This is a genomic window from Fusobacterium perfoetens (assembly GCF_021531595.1).
Taxonomy (GTDB): Bacteria; Fusobacteriota; Fusobacteriia; order Fusobacteriales; family Fusobacteriaceae; genus Fusobacterium_B.
In genome coordinates, this window is record NZ_JADYUD010000024.1 from 1 (window position 1) to 14,522 (window position 14,522).

Sequence of the window (14,522 nt, forward strand, 5' to 3'; positions counted from 1 at the left end):
GATAATATCAATACATACGAATTTACAGATATTAAATTAAAAAATTTTTTAAATTTATATATGTATTTTTTAGAAAATATGTATTATAATAAGGAATATAAAAGAACAAGCAATAAGATAAGCTAAAAAAAACACAGATTAAAAAAAGAAAAAAGCATGATACAAGTTATGTGTAATATAGTTCAGAACAATATTCATAATCTAACAAAGAGTTAGTATGAATAGGGAAAATTTTGGATTAGGGGTACTGTTAATTGTTTGTCCACGAACTACAATTCAAGCAGGAAACTCTGTCACATTAATTCTTATTTAGAAGTAAGTATATCAGCTGTTTAGGCAAAAGGGGAAAAGCTGTGTATATTTATGAAATAAAAATTGTAGGGGGGATTAAATTGGTAAAAAAGGAGTTTATTGAGCTTTATTATAAAGAAAATAATACAAGTTCAAGAGAAGAAGCTAAAAAGCAAGTAGATATGTTTTTAAAAACTATGGAAAAAGCATTAATGCAAAATGAAACACTTATTTTCAGAGGTTTAGGAACTTTCACTGTTAAGACAGTTCAAAAGAAAAATCCTGTAAATCCAAAAACACATGAGCCAGTTGAAACTGCACCAAGAACAACTGTAAGATTTAAATGTGGTAAAAAAATGGAAACTTTACTTGCTACTAGAAAAAAAAGAAGAAAAAAATAAAGAGATGAGCCTTGTTAAACAAGGCTTATTTTTTACAAAAAATTTCAAGTAATATTGACTTATTTTAATATTACAAAGTATAATAAAAAAACAAAGAGCAGTCATATCTTAAAAAGGGGAGGGATTTTTATGAATAATGATTTTGGGCTATCATTAAAAGCTGCTTTTAAAAGAGAAGAACTTAAAGAATTTACAAAAACAGTAACTGAAGAATTTGAAAATTTCTTAAAAAAATATAATGTAAATACAGCTGATGAAAAAAATCCAACTATTATACTATACAAAGAAAACTTAAAGATTAAAGACAGACTTTATGATAAAAGTTATAAAACTGTAAGAGATCTTACAAAAGCTGAAGGAAAACTTGAACTTATTAGAAAATACATAGAAATTATGGAAAAAGAAAATATAGAGAAATAATTTGCAGAGAGGGCAGTTATGTCCTCTTTTTGTTGTACAAAATCAAGGGAGTAAATTATGACAAAACAAGAAATAGAATTCAGAGAAGGAAAACTTCTTCCAATGTTAATAAAATTTTCTATTCCTTCCACAATATCAGCACTTACTATAATTATCTACAATGTAACAGACAGATACTTTATAGGTCAGGCTGTTGGAAGAAATGGAATAGGTGCTATAGCTGTAATTTTTCCTATTATTCTTTTATTTAATGCAACAGCTATGCTTTTTAGTATTGGTGGAGCTGCTCTTGCTGGAATAAAAATGGGACGGGAAGATATTTCTGGAGCAAGAAAAGTTTTAGGAGCTTCAATGTTTGCTGTAATTGCACTTGGAGCTTTTTATACATTTATTGGAATGATTTTTCAAATTCCAATAATTAAATTTATGGGAGCTGGAGAAAATAATCTGAAATATGCTGTTGAGTATAATATGTATTTTTTTCCTTCAATAATTTTTCAGCTTATTTTTAACTCTTTTTGTGCTTTTGTTCGTCTTGAAGGCAATCCTATTATGTCCATGATTATAAATCTATCCTCTGCTTTCGCTAATATGATTTTAGACTATCTTTTGGTTATGGTTATACCTTTAGGAATGAAAGGAGCTGCAATTGCTACTTCTATAGCAAATATAATTCCAGCCATCCTTCTTATTATATATTTTTCAAAAAGTAAACTTTTAAAACTTGAACGAAAATATATAAAATTTAATTGGAAAATATTAAAAGGAATATCATCTATAGGAATTTCTGCTTTTTTAAATCAATTTTTTAATGGTCTATATGTATATGTTCTAAATATTCAACTTGTTCGTTATGGTGGAGAAATAGCTCTTGCTGCAATGGGAATAATGTCTATTTTAAGAAACTTTATAAATACAAGTTATGTAGGACTTAACCAAGGACGGCAGCCTATTCTTTCATATAACTGGGGAGCAAGAAATTATAAAAGAGTAAAAGATACATTTTATGCCTCTGTTTCTATTACAGCAATAGCTTCTGTAATCCTTGTAAGCTTTATTGTTTTTAAAGCACCATTTATGGCTGGATTTTTTGTAAAAAATGATCCAGAACTTATACAGTATACTGTTAAAGGAATTCATGTACATCTTGGAATGATGATAAGTACAGCTGTCTATCTTTCATGTACAAACTATTTTCAAGCAGTAGGAAAAGGATATATAACATCAAGGTTTATTTTTTTAAGATTAATGATATTATCAATACCACTTGCATTTATTCTTCCTCTAAAATTAGGAGTAGCAGGAGCACTTTTAAGTTTTCCTATAGCTGATACAACAGCTGCAATAATTGCAGTTTATGTTATGAAAAAAGAAATTAAAAATCTTAATTATAGACAAACTATAGAAGAAGAAAAAAAGAAAAGAGGAATAAGAAGATAGATTCTTTGTAAAAAAATCATTAAATAATAAGCAAAAAGAGGTTAAAAAATTTTAACCTCTTTTTTATATTAATAATTATAAAACATTGTAATAAACAAGGGCAGAATAAATTCCATCCTCATCTACATCTTTTGTAACATAAAGAGCAGCTTCTTTTACATTCTCCCCTGCATTTCCCATTGCAATTCCATATTTTACAGATTGAAGCATTTCAATATCATTTCCTCCATCTCCAAAAGCCATAACTTCTTCTTCTGAGATTTTAAGATACTTAAGCATTGCTTTTATCCCTTCTCCTTTTCCTCCATTTTCAGGAATTACATCAATAAAAAGAGAATTCCATCTTACACCTCTGCATCCGGGCATATTTTCAAAAAATTCTTTTTCTTCATTTTCTTTTACATATGCACATAGCTGGTATGTTTTTTTACTCTCAGCACGAGAAGAATCTTCTAAAGGAAAATTTGAAACTGTATTTCCAAGAAATTTTCTAAGTTCAATTACTCTGTCATTAATTAAGTTTGAATATGTATAATCAATCTCTAAAAATTCACAAGCAATTTTATTTTTCTCCATATAAGGAAGAATTGATTTAAAAGATTCCATAGGAAGAGGTTCATCACGGATTATTTTATTATCTATAAGGCAGTATTGTCCATTAAGCATAACATATCCATCAAATTCAAAATCTAATATATGTCTTATGCTAGGAATAGCAAAGGGAGATCTTCCTGTTGCAATAAAAAGTTTCACTCCCTTTTTTCTTAATTCATTTAATGCTTTTCTTGTGCTCTCAGGCATTTTATGAGTTTTAAAGCTTATAAGTGTTCCATCAATATCAAAAAAAATAGATTTTACCATAAAATTCTCCTTAAAAATTTTTTCAAAATAAGTATAACATTAAATATACATTTTTATCAATATATTAAAACCGCTCTCTGAAAAATCTCAGAGAGCAGTTTTAGTTGTGTGTATATATTTTAATTTACTTTGAGGACAAAATCAATAAATTATTCTGTAACAGGTTTTTTAATATAACCTAAAATTAATGCAGTTACAACTGAACCTATTGCAATTGCTATTAAATACATTACTGGGTGAGTAACTACTGGAATTACGAATAATCCTCCATGAGGTGCTGGAAGCTGAACTTTAAAGAACATTGAAAGTCCTCCGGCTATTCCTGCTCCTATTATTGAAGCTGGAATTACTCTTGCAGGGTCAGCTGCAGCAAATGGAATTGCTCCTTCTGTAATAAATGAAAGTCCCATGATGTAACAAGTTTTTCCTGCATCTCTTTCATCTTTTGTAAATTTATTTTTAAAGAATGTTGTTGCAAGTGCTATTCCTAAAGGTGGAACCATTCCTCCTGCCATTACTGCTGCATGAGGTGCATAATCTCCTGCTGTTATCATCATAATTCCAAATGTAAACGCAGCTTTATTAATTGGACCTCCCATATCTGTTGCCATCATAGCTGCAAGTACAATTCCAAGAAGAACAAGGTTTCCTGTTCCAAGTGATTTTAAGAATTCTGTAACACCACTGTTAAGTGCTGCAATAGGATCAACTATGAAACCATACATTAAAGCACCTGTAATAAATATTCCAAATAAAGGATAAAGAAGAACTGGTTTTAATCCTTCAAAACTTTCAGGAAGTTTATTAAATATTTTTTTAAGGAAAACTACTGCATATCCTCCTAAGAATCCTCCTATAAGACCTCCTAAGAATCCTCCACCATTATTAAGAGAAATTAATCCTCCAACCATTGCAGGAGCAAATCCAGGTCTGTCTGCAATACTCATACCAATAAATCCTGCCATAACTGGAACCATAAGGAAGAAAGCATTTCCTCCACCTATATCATTAAGCAGTTTTGCTATAGGACTGTAACTTGGATCACTTGGATTAGAAGCATTTATTCCAAACATAAATGAAAGAGCAATAAGTATTCCTCCACCTACAACGAATGGAAGCATATTAGAAACACCAGACATTAGATGTTTATAAAATCCTGTTTTTTCTTTTTTACTAGAAGCTCCTGAAGATTTTCCATCAGCTTTGTATATAGGAGCTGTTTTATTTAAAGCATTTTTTATTAATCCTTCAGGATTTTTTATTCCTTCTTTAACAGGAACTATTTCAACATTTTTCCCGTCAAATCTTGTCATTTCAACATTTTTATCTGCAGCAACTATAATTCCTTTTGCATTCTTTATTTCTTCATCTGTAAGCATATTTTTTACACCTGTAGAACCATTAGTTTCTACTTTTATTTTTACACCCATTTCTTTAGCTTTTTTAATAAGAGCATCAGCTGCCATATAAGTATGAGCTATTCCTGTAGGGCATGCTGTTACAGCAAGAACATCGTAAGAATCATTTGAATTTTCTACTGCTTCTTTTTCTTCTTTAGCCTGACTTAAAATTTCTAACACTTCTTTTGCAGATGTTACATTTAAAAGTTTTTCTCTTATAGTATCATCTAAAAGCATTGTAGTAAGTTTTGATAAAACTTCTATATGTGTATCTGAAGCATTAGCAGGAGCAGCTATCATAAAGAATAGTTTAGAAGGTTCTCCATCAAGAGATTCATAATCAACACCTTCTTTTGATAGTCCAAATGCAATACTTGGAATCTTTACTGCTGAAGTTTTAGCATGAGGTATTGCTATTCCCTCTTCTAATCCTGTTGAGCTCTGTGCTTCTCTTTTTAGTATTTCTTTTTTATATTCTTCTTTATCATTAAGTTTACCTGCAGAATATAAAAGATCTACCATCTCATCAATAATTTCTGATTTTGTTTTTCCCTTCAAATTAAGATTAATGCAATCTTCTGTAAGCATTTTGTTTAACATTTATATACCCTCCCTTTTTATATTAATATCATTTAATAATTTCTGCATTCCTTCAAAAGTTGTAAGCCCTTCTGTAAATGCTGTTGCACTTCCTGAAGCTATTCCATATTTATATGCTTCTGAAATATCCATTCCCTTTACAATTCCATAAAGAGTTCCAGCCACCATAGAATCTCCAGCTCCTACTGAACTTACAAGTTCTCCTTTAGGTACATTTCCTATCCAAACTCCATCTTTTGTTATAAGAACCGATCCATTTTTTCCAAGAGAAATAAGAACATTCTCACTTCCCATTTTTCTTAATTTTTTTCCAGCTTCTATTATTTCTTCTATTGTTTCATACTTTTCGTTAAAAAATTCTCCAAGTTCTACATTGTTTGGTTTTGTAAGATATACACCTTTTTCAAGAGCATATTTAAAAGGCTCTCCTCTTGTATCAAGAATAACTTTAACTCCTTCTGGAAGAATTTCAATTATCTCTTGATAAATATTTGTTTTTAAAGATTTAGGAACACTTCCTGAAAGTACAAGAATATCTCCTTCTTTTATTTCACTTATTGCTTTTAAAAATTCTTTATATTCAGATTCAGAAATATTAGGTGAATGTCCTGCTATTTCACTTTCAGTTTTTTCTGTTCTCATTTTTATATTTATTCTTGTATTTTCTTTTAATTCTACAAGCTTATCTTTTATCTCATACTCTTTAAGATTTTTTCTTATAAAATCTCCTGTAAAGCCACCTGCAAAACCAAGAACAGTACTTTCAATTCCAAAATTTTTTAAAACTTTAGAAACATTTATTCCCTTTCCTCCAGGAAGAGTATAACCATTATTAATTAAGTTTAATTCACCTTCTTGAAATTCTTTCATAGATATGTAATAATCTACAGCAGGATTCAAAGTAACTGTATAAATCATTTTATTCCTCCATTTTTTCTTTTATTTCTTCTGGTATTTCCCCATCAGTTATAATCTGACCATCTTTAAGAGAAGCAAAGTTTATAAAACTTTTTTCTGTAAATTTAGAATGATCACATAAGAAAAATACTCTTTTTCCTCTTGCTACAGCTTCACTTTTTACTATCACTTCTTCAGGATCTGGTGTTGAATATCCATCTTTATTCACTCCATTTGCTCCTATAAAAACAACATCAAAATTATAATTTTTTAAAGAAAACAATGCTGTAGCTCCTACTACTGCCCCTGTTTTCATTTTAATTTTTCCACCAAGAAGATATGTCTCTATACCCATTTTTGTAAGTTCAGATATATGAGTGAAACCATTAGTAACAACTTTTATGTCTTCTTTTCCTGAAAGATACTTAATAATACATTCTGTTGTACTCCCTGCATCAAGAAAAACAGTGTCGCCATTTTTTATATAGGAAGCTGCTTTTTTTCCAATTTTATTTTTTTCATCAGAATATACAAGTTTTTTATAATCTATATTATCTTCTTTATCTTCTACAAGGACAGCTCCTCCATGTACCCTTCTTATTTTCCCTTTCTCCTCCAAGAAATTTAAATCTCTTCTTGCAGTAGCTTCTGAAACATTAAGTTCTTCTACAACCTCATTAAGTCTTATGTTCTTTCTTTTTTTTATTAATTCCAAAATCAGACTATACCGTTGAATATTTAACATTTTGGTCTCCCTCCTCTCTTATACTTGAATATTATCATAATCCTTCAAAAAAATCAATCATTTTCTTTCACAAACTTTAAATTTCTTTCACATTTTAATTAAAAGTCCCAATAAATAAGACTTTTAAATATAAGAAAATTATTTAATATCTATCACAAACTATCATTTTCTTTCATATTCTATTTTTGAAAAAATTTTTTCTATTTAAAATAACTTGTTATTTTCTCTGCAGTATACTATAATTTATTTAACTGCTATTTAAAGAAAGGAGAAAGAGTATGAATGCAGAAGAACTAAAGTTAAAAAATTTTGATGACTTGTACAAAATAATAGAAAACGAAGAATTTTTTATGCTTGAAGATATTGAAGATACTATAGAAGTCTATGATAAATACCCTTTTTTATTTTTCTTTAAAATGAAAAAAAGATACCCTAGATATGTTTTCAGAAGCAAAATCTTTACAGAAAATGTAATGGAAGATCCTGTAATAATCAGAAATGTTGAATGCCTTGATGAAAAAGCGTATCAAATACAAGATGAAATAAAAGAACTTATAAAATTAAAAAATAATTCAAACATACCAGAAGATATTTTAAAAGAAAAAATTATCAATTTTCTTCTAAAATATAATTATTTTAAAAACGGAAAATAAAAAACAGGTTCTGATTAAAGTTCCTGTTTTTTATTATTTTATATATTTTAATATAATCAAAAAATCAATCATAATCTTTCTTTTTTATTTTAAGATAATAATACTTTTTTTAGCAAAATCTCCAGGGGCTATTTCTAAATATTTTTTGAACACATTACAAAAATGTTTATAATCTGTAAAGCCTACTTTTTCTGATATTTCATAGATTTTATATTCTTGTTTCTGAAGAAGCTTTATAGACTTTTGTATTCTATATTTATTTAAGACATCAAGAAAGGTCTCTCCTGTTACATCTTTAAACTTTCTGCTTAAATAACTTGTACTCACTCCTAATTCTTCAGCTATATCTTTTATATTTAATTTTTCAGCATAAGAAGATATTATTTTTTCTATCACTTTATCAACATACCTATTTTTATCTTTTTCTTTTCCTAAATAAATTTTTGGATTAAAAAATTCAGTTTCATCTTCTTTTACTATAATATCCTGTACTGTTTCAAAAGTTTCAATTTTTTTAATTTTCTCTTTTACTTTTTTCAATGCATCATAAAAAACATCTTCATCAATCGGTTTTAGAATATAATCTGCTACTCCTAATTTTATCCCTTCCTGAGCATATTCAAATTCTCCATAGCTTGTAAGAATAATTTTTTCAAATTTGAGATTTTTCTCCTGTGCTTTTTTAAGCATTTCTATTCCATCCATAACTGGCATTCTTATATCTGTTATTACTAAATCAGGTTTATATTTTTCTATTTTTTCAAGTCCATCCTGCCCATTTATAGCTTCTCCTGAAATAATATATCCAGCTGAAAGCCAATCAATTGTTCCTATCAAACCTTTTCTTATAATATCTTCATCCTCTACAACAAGTACTTTTATCATAAACTTTCATCTCCATTTTTTAAAGGAAGAAAAATACGGACAATTGTCCCTCTTTTTTCACTACTTAAAATTTTAAGTCCATATTCTTTTCCATACATAAGCTGAATACGCCTAAAAATATTATAAATCCCTATATGATTTTTTATTTCATTGCTGCCTTTCTTTAATCTTCCTCTTACTTCTTTTAAAGTTTCTTTTTCCATTCCTTTACCATTGTTATAAACTTTAATCAAAAGAATATTTTTTACTTTTTTTATTCTTATATAAATAATCATTTTAGATATCTGAGTATATCCATGTTTTATTGCATTTTCAATAATCGGCTGAATAATTAATTTAGGTACAAGATAATTTTCTAATTCTTTTTCCATTTTTATTTCATAATCAAATTTTTCTCCGAATCTGTATTTTTGAATGTCTAAATAATTTTTTGTATATATAGAATCTATTTTCAAAGAAACTTCAGAAGATTTGTTTTCTATACTAAACCTTAAAAGTGATGAAATATTAATTATTATTTTATTAGCCATTGAAATATCTGATTTTATTGTATATCTTAGCATTTCAAGAGTATTAAAAAGAAAATGTGGATTAAACTGACTTTCTAATTGTTTAACCTCAAGAACAGCACTGTGTCTGGCTTCTTCTTTATTTATTTCAATCAGTTTTTTTATATTCAAAAGCATTTCATTATATGAATTTGCAATAATTTTAAATTCATCGTTAGTATCTACATAAAGCCTTGTATTTAAATCTCCTGTTTTTACATTTTCAATAGCCTTTATAATTTCTTCAATAGATTTTGTCTTTTTTCCAGCAATAATTTTTGCAACATAATACATTGAAATAAGAAGTATTATAAAAATAACTGTCATATATAAAAAACCATCAATAAAATTATCTATAACATAACCTGCTCCAGATATTGTATATAAAATTATATTTGAATAATAAATCTCTTTTTTAGTTACATAATATTTTTCATTATTTATAACAGAATATCCATTTGCTTTTCTTATTTTTTTATCTGCTTTACCTAATTCATCCTTAAATTTTTCATTTGTTGTTATTGCTGTATTACCATATTTATCTGTTATGACCACATTAAAAGAACCACTTTTTCCTATAAGCTCTCTTAAACTTTTATCTAAAATATTGTAAACTACAAATCCAACTATTTTATTATCTTTCTTTATTACTTTCCCCAAAGAAAAAACACTGCTTGTTTCATCTTGAAAATGAAATTTATTTATTTTCAGGATTACTATTCCAGGATAATTTATCATTCTATTAAATAGTCCCCAGCTATATCCGTTAGTACTTCCTATAAATTTAGCACTGGACATAATTATATGAAGATCCTTATCATAAATAATAAAATTCCCTTCTACTTTCATTGAATTTATAGAATCATATACCTTCTCATAAACAAAATTATCAGCTTTTCCTTTTATTACTGCATTAATTATATCTTTATCAGAAGAAATTCTCTCTACTTCACTAAAATATTTTTGTATTGTTTCATCAAGATTTTTAGCAAGAATTTTTGTATTTTCAATATTTTCATTCTTTATTGCTTGATACTCCAAGAAATATATTATTCCATAACCTGTCAATGCAAAAAATATAATAGGAACGAGCATATATAAAATCAAAGTTTTTCTAAGCTGATCTTTAAAGCTTTGGAATCTTTTTCCTTTCATAACACTCGTTCCCCTTTACTTTTATAATCTATTTAATTTTATTCTACCACTTAATTTTACTTTATGCCAATCTTTTTATAATATTATATATTGACATCTTTTCCTCCTGTCACCTTAAAGAAAATTAAAAGTGAAATTATAGTTGTCACTGTAAGTATTGTTGAAAGAGCTGCTGCTGTTCCATAACTTGCTCTTATAACTTCTGTATAAATTGATACAGACATTGTTCTTGTTACACCAGTATACAATATTACTGATGAACTAAGTTCATTTATTACTGTAATCCAGCTTAATATTGCACCTGATAAAACTCCTGGTAACATCATCATTGCTGTAATTTTAAAGAAAGTTTTTACAGGTGAACATCCTAAACTTATTGAAGCTTCTTCAAGACTTGGACTTATCTGATAAAGAATTGCTGCTGATGAACGAAGAGTATAAGGCATTCTTCTTATTACAAATGATATTACAAGAATTGCTGCTGTTCCACTAAGAAGTATCGGCCTGCTGTTAAAAGCAAGAAGAAGAGTTATACCTATTACAGATCCAGGAATTATATAAGGAAACATTGTCATCGTATCAATTATGGCAGTTAAAACATTTTTCTTTCTTGTTGAAATATAGGCTATAAACATTCCCATAATAACTATTATCACAATAGCTGTAAGTCCATAAACATATGTATTCACTATTGCATTTCCCATTCTTGAAAAAACTTTTTCATAACTTTCAAAAGAAAATTCTCTTACAAACATAGAACCTCTTGTTTTTAAAAATGATGTATAAATTACAGTTATCTGAGGAATTATTGATAAAAATACTACAAAATAAATGAAAGTATGCATTAAAATTCCTTTTATTCCCTTAAGTTCTTTAGGCTGAATTGGTCTTATAGAACTCATTACAAAAGATTTTTTATTAACAATATATTTTTGTCCCAAGAAAAGAACTATTGTTATTATTACAAGAATTGTTGCCATTGCTGCAGCAAAGTTTGCACTTCCTCCCATTTCACCTACAAACTCAGAATAAATAAGAACAGGCATTACATTATACCCTTCTCCTATAAGCATTGGAGTACCAAAATCTGCCATTGCATTCATAAATACAAGCAAAGCTCCAGATAAAAGAGTAGGCATTATAAGAGGCATTATAATTGTACATACTTTTTTTACTGTACTGCACCCTAAACTTTCTGCTGCTTCACTTAAAGAAACATCTATTTTTTTTAACGCTCCTGAAACATAAAGATAAATGAAAGGGTATAATTTTAAAGTAAATACTAAAAGTATTCCTGTAAATCCATAAATTGTTGGAAGTCTTATTCCAAGAACATCTCTGAAAAATTCTGTTACAACTCCACTTCTTCCACATAAAAGTACCCATGAATAAGCTCCTATAAAAGGAGGAGAAAGCATTGAAATTATAATCAAAACTTCTATAAACCCTTTTAATTTTACTTTATAAGATGTCATAAAATACGCTACAGGAACACCTATAGCTACAGCTAAAACTGTCGTACAGGCAGTTACCTGAAAACTGTGAATAAGCCCTTGATAATAATATTTTCTGCTGAAAAATCTTGCAAAATTTGTCATGCTCCACACATTTGTCTCAGGATCTTTAAAACTGCTTAAAAATAAAGAAAATAAAGGATATATTAAAAAAAGTGTAAAAACAAAAGCTATAATAAGAGTTACAGCTGTCCAGAAATCCCATTTAATTTTCTTACTCAGCATACACCTCAACTCCCTTTATCAGACTTCTTTCTCCATTTTCTGTAAAGATATTTATTTTTTCTCCATTAGGCTTTAATATAATCTCATCTCCTACATTATAAATTATAGCTGCATGTCCTATATCCTGAGAAAATTCTAATGGAGGCATATCAGGAATTATTTCATTTTCTCCTGCTATAATTTCATAATTATTATATTTTCCTAAAAATGTACTTGTTTTAATTTTTACTTTGATTCCTTCATCTGAAACAGAAAATTCTTCAGGACGAACTGCAATAATTATTTCCTGATTATTTTCTACATCATCACAAAGATTATCCATAAGTATTTTGTATCCATTTCTAAAAACTACATATTTTACATTTTCATTTATTTCAATTTTCCCTTTAAAAAGATTTGAATATCCTATAAATGTTGCTACAAATTGATTTGATGGTCTTGCATAAATATCATGAGGTTTCCCAAGCTGCTGAATAGTTCCTTTATTTATTACGGCTATTCTGTCTGAAATAGCAAGAGCCTCCTCCTGATCATGAGTGACATATACTGTTGTTATTCCAACTTTTTTCTGAATATCTCTTATAGCAGAACGCATTTCAAGTCTTAATTTCGCATCAAGATTTGACAGAGGTTCATCCATTAAAAGTACACTTGGATGAATTACAATAGCTCTTGCAAGAGCAACTCTTTGCTGTTGTCCTCCTGAAAGTCTTTCAGGAAGTCTTTCTTGATATTCTGAAATTTTTACAACATCTAAAATATCATCAACCTTTTCTTTCATTTCATTTTTAGGAGTTTTTCTAAGTTTTAATCCATATTCCACATTTTCTCTTACTGTCATATGAGGAAATATTGCATAATTTTGGAAAACCATACCAATATTCCTTTTATGTGCTGCCATATCATTTATTAATTTGTCATCAAAAAATATTTCTCCTCCTTCTATACTATTAAAACCTGCTATCATTCTAAGAAGTGTAGTTTTTCCACATCCAGAAGGACCAAGAAGTGTAAAAAATTCTCCATTTTTAATATTTATTGACATTCCAGGAATTATAACATTATTTCCAAATTTTTTTACAACATTTTTTACATTTATAGATACACTCATTTTGCACCTCTTTTCAATTTATTTTTCCATATTTAAGAATATCCACAACAAAACCGTTGTGGATATTCACTAATATTATTTATTAACTTAAATTTATTTAGTATAAATATCTTTAAATTTATCAAGCCATTCAGCTTTTTTAGCTTTTACTACACTAATATCATCTTCAATTACATTAATTTCTTCTAGTTTTTTAAGTCCTTTTCCTGGCTCAACATCTTTTCTTATACTTCTTCTGTTAAGCTGTGCAGAAATCATTGACTGAGCTTCTTTTCCAGTTATGAAATCAACAAATTTTTTAGCATTTTCTTCATTTTTACAATTTTTTATAATATATACACCATCAGGTTTAACTATTACTCCTTCTTCCATATATACAACTTTTACAGGACCACCAGAATTAACATATTTTACTGCTCCTTCTTCAAAAGTAAGTCCAACTGTATATTCACCATCAGCAACACCTTTATACACTGCTGATGAACCAGAAAGAAGTGTATAATTTAAGTTTTCCATTAGCTTTTCTACATATCCCCAACCTTTTTCAGGATCTCCATTTCCCATTGCATAAAGCATATTTACTAAATGTTCAAAAGATGATGAAGATTTTGCAGGATCAGAAAATGCAATTTTTCCTTTCAATGCAGGATTTAATACATCTTCATATCCTTCTATCTTAATATCTCCAATAAGATTTGTATTTATCATTATTACACTTGGAACAGCTGTAAATCTAGTCATATTTCCTTCAACATTTTTATAAGCATCATAAAAAGCTTCTTCATTTGGTGAAGTATATGGCATGAAATACTCTTTTATAGGATCAACTGTAGTAATTGTTCCTCCCCAAAGAACATCTGCAAGAGGATTATCTTTTTCAGATTCAACTCTTTTCATAAGTTCTCCTGTACCAGCTGCAATAACTTCAACTGATACTCCAGTCTGAGTTTCAAATTCATTTATAAGAGGATTTATAAATTCAAGAGGGTGAGGACAATATACTGTAAGATTTCCTGCTCCTTTTGATTCAGTTTTTGCTTCTTCTTTTTCTCCTCCACAGCCTGTAAATATTATTGCAATCAATAAACTAAGCACTGCTAAAATTCTTTTTCTCATAATCTGCCTCCTAATTTGTTTTGCTTTTTATGAAAATTACTCATCTCTTATACTAAAAGGATAATACATAAACAAGTTATCTTCAATCCTTAAAACTATTATTTTATACTTAAAAATGAACTTTTTATAATTTTTTTGTATTTTTTTTAAATTTTAATAACTTTAGCAGTACATTTTTTAGATAAAAAAAGCTGAGTAACATTTTAAAAAAAATGTTTTACTCAGCTCTCTTTTTTGTATAATATAGTCACCACAACAAT

The 14,522-nt window shown here is 28.1% G+C and carries 13 protein-coding genes; 4 read left to right on the forward strand and 9 right to left on the reverse strand.

All coding sequences use genetic code 11. From position 1 onward, the window contains the following. Nucleotides 1–392 precede the first annotated feature (392 nt). From I6E17_RS09695 to I6E17_RS09705, 3 genes are all read left to right on the forward strand, one after another. Nucleotides 393–692: an HU family DNA-binding protein gene (locus tag I6E17_RS09695; RefSeq protein ID WP_235237060.1), complete on the forward strand. Its 300-nt coding sequence runs from the start codon at nt 393–395 to the stop codon at nt 690–692. A gap of 129 nt (nt 693–821) precedes the next feature. Then, nucleotides 822–1,112 (forward strand): hypothetical protein, encoded by a 291-nt coding sequence (locus tag I6E17_RS09700; protein ID WP_235237061.1) that lies wholly within the window; start codon nt 822–824, stop codon nt 1,110–1,112. 57 nt (nt 1,113–1,169) lie between these two features. Then, nucleotides 1,170–2,552, forward strand: a complete 1,383-nt coding sequence (locus I6E17_RS09705) for an MATE family efflux transporter (protein WP_235237062.1) — start codon at nt 1,170–1,172, stop codon at nt 2,550–2,552. A gap of 75 nt (nt 2,553–2,627) precedes the next feature. On the opposite strand, the gene I6E17_RS09710 is transcribed toward I6E17_RS09705, so the two are convergent. The 4 genes from I6E17_RS09710 to I6E17_RS09725 all read right to left on the reverse strand — a co-directional run bounded on the left by I6E17_RS09710 (nt 2,628) and on the right by I6E17_RS09725 (nt 7,055). After that, the gene (locus tag I6E17_RS09710) at nt 2,628–3,413 is read right to left on the reverse strand and encodes a Cof-type HAD-IIB family hydrolase (protein ID WP_235237063.1); all 786 of its coding nucleotides are present in this window, start codon (nt 3,411–3,413) and stop codon (nt 2,628–2,630) included. 149 nt (nt 3,414–3,562) lie between these two features. Beyond that, on the reverse strand, nt 3,563–5,413 hold the full coding sequence (locus I6E17_RS09715; RefSeq protein ID WP_235237064.1) for a PTS fructose transporter subunit IIABC: 1,851 nt from the start codon (nt 5,411–5,413) through the stop codon (nt 3,563–3,565). Further along, nucleotides 5,414–6,331, reverse strand: a complete 918-nt coding sequence (gene pfkB / locus I6E17_RS09720; RefSeq protein WP_235237066.1) for a 1-phosphofructokinase — start codon at nt 6,329–6,331, stop codon at nt 5,414–5,416. A gap of 1 nt (nt 6,332) precedes the next feature. Further along, the gene (locus I6E17_RS09725) at nt 6,333–7,055 is read right to left on the reverse strand and encodes a DeoR/GlpR family DNA-binding transcription regulator (RefSeq protein WP_235237068.1); all 723 of its coding nucleotides are present in this window, start codon (nt 7,053–7,055) and stop codon (nt 6,333–6,335) included. Between the two features lie 278 nt (nt 7,056–7,333). Between I6E17_RS09725 and I6E17_RS09730 the strand changes: the two genes are divergently transcribed. After that, complete coding sequence (locus I6E17_RS09730; RefSeq protein WP_235237070.1) at nt 7,334–7,708, forward strand: hypothetical protein; 375 nt, start codon at nt 7,334–7,336, stop codon at nt 7,706–7,708. An 84-nt stretch (nt 7,709–7,792) separates the two neighbouring features. Here I6E17_RS09730 and I6E17_RS09735 read toward each other — a convergent pair whose 3' ends face one another. The 5 genes from I6E17_RS09735 to I6E17_RS09755 form a co-directional block, all read right to left on the reverse strand. Then, nucleotides 7,793–8,593: a response regulator transcription factor gene (locus I6E17_RS09735; RefSeq protein ID WP_235237072.1), complete on the reverse strand. Its 801-nt coding sequence runs from the start codon at nt 8,591–8,593 to the stop codon at nt 7,793–7,795. After that, the gene (locus tag I6E17_RS09740; protein WP_235237074.1) at nt 8,590–10,296 is read right to left on the reverse strand and encodes a sensor histidine kinase; all 1,707 of its coding nucleotides are present in this window, start codon (nt 10,294–10,296) and stop codon (nt 8,590–8,592) included. The genes I6E17_RS09735 and I6E17_RS09740 overlap by 4 nt, the downstream gene beginning before the upstream one ends. 83 nt (nt 10,297–10,379) lie before the next feature. Then, nucleotides 10,380–12,035 carry an ABC transporter permease gene (locus I6E17_RS09745; protein WP_235237076.1) on the reverse strand — a complete coding sequence of 552 codons (1,656 nt, stop codon included), beginning with the start codon at nt 12,033–12,035 and terminating at the stop codon, nt 10,380–10,382. Further along, nucleotides 12,025–13,146, reverse strand: a complete 1,122-nt coding sequence (locus tag I6E17_RS09750; protein WP_235237078.1) for an ABC transporter ATP-binding protein — start codon at nt 13,144–13,146, stop codon at nt 12,025–12,027. The genes I6E17_RS09745 and I6E17_RS09750 overlap by 11 nt, the downstream gene beginning before the upstream one ends. Nucleotides 13,147–13,239: 93 nt before the next feature. Continuing rightward, nucleotides 13,240–14,262 carry an ABC transporter substrate-binding protein gene (locus I6E17_RS09755; RefSeq protein ID WP_235237080.1) on the reverse strand — a complete coding sequence of 341 codons (1,023 nt, stop codon included), beginning with the start codon at nt 14,260–14,262 and terminating at the stop codon, nt 13,240–13,242. Nucleotides 14,263–14,522: the final 260 nt, after the last annotated feature.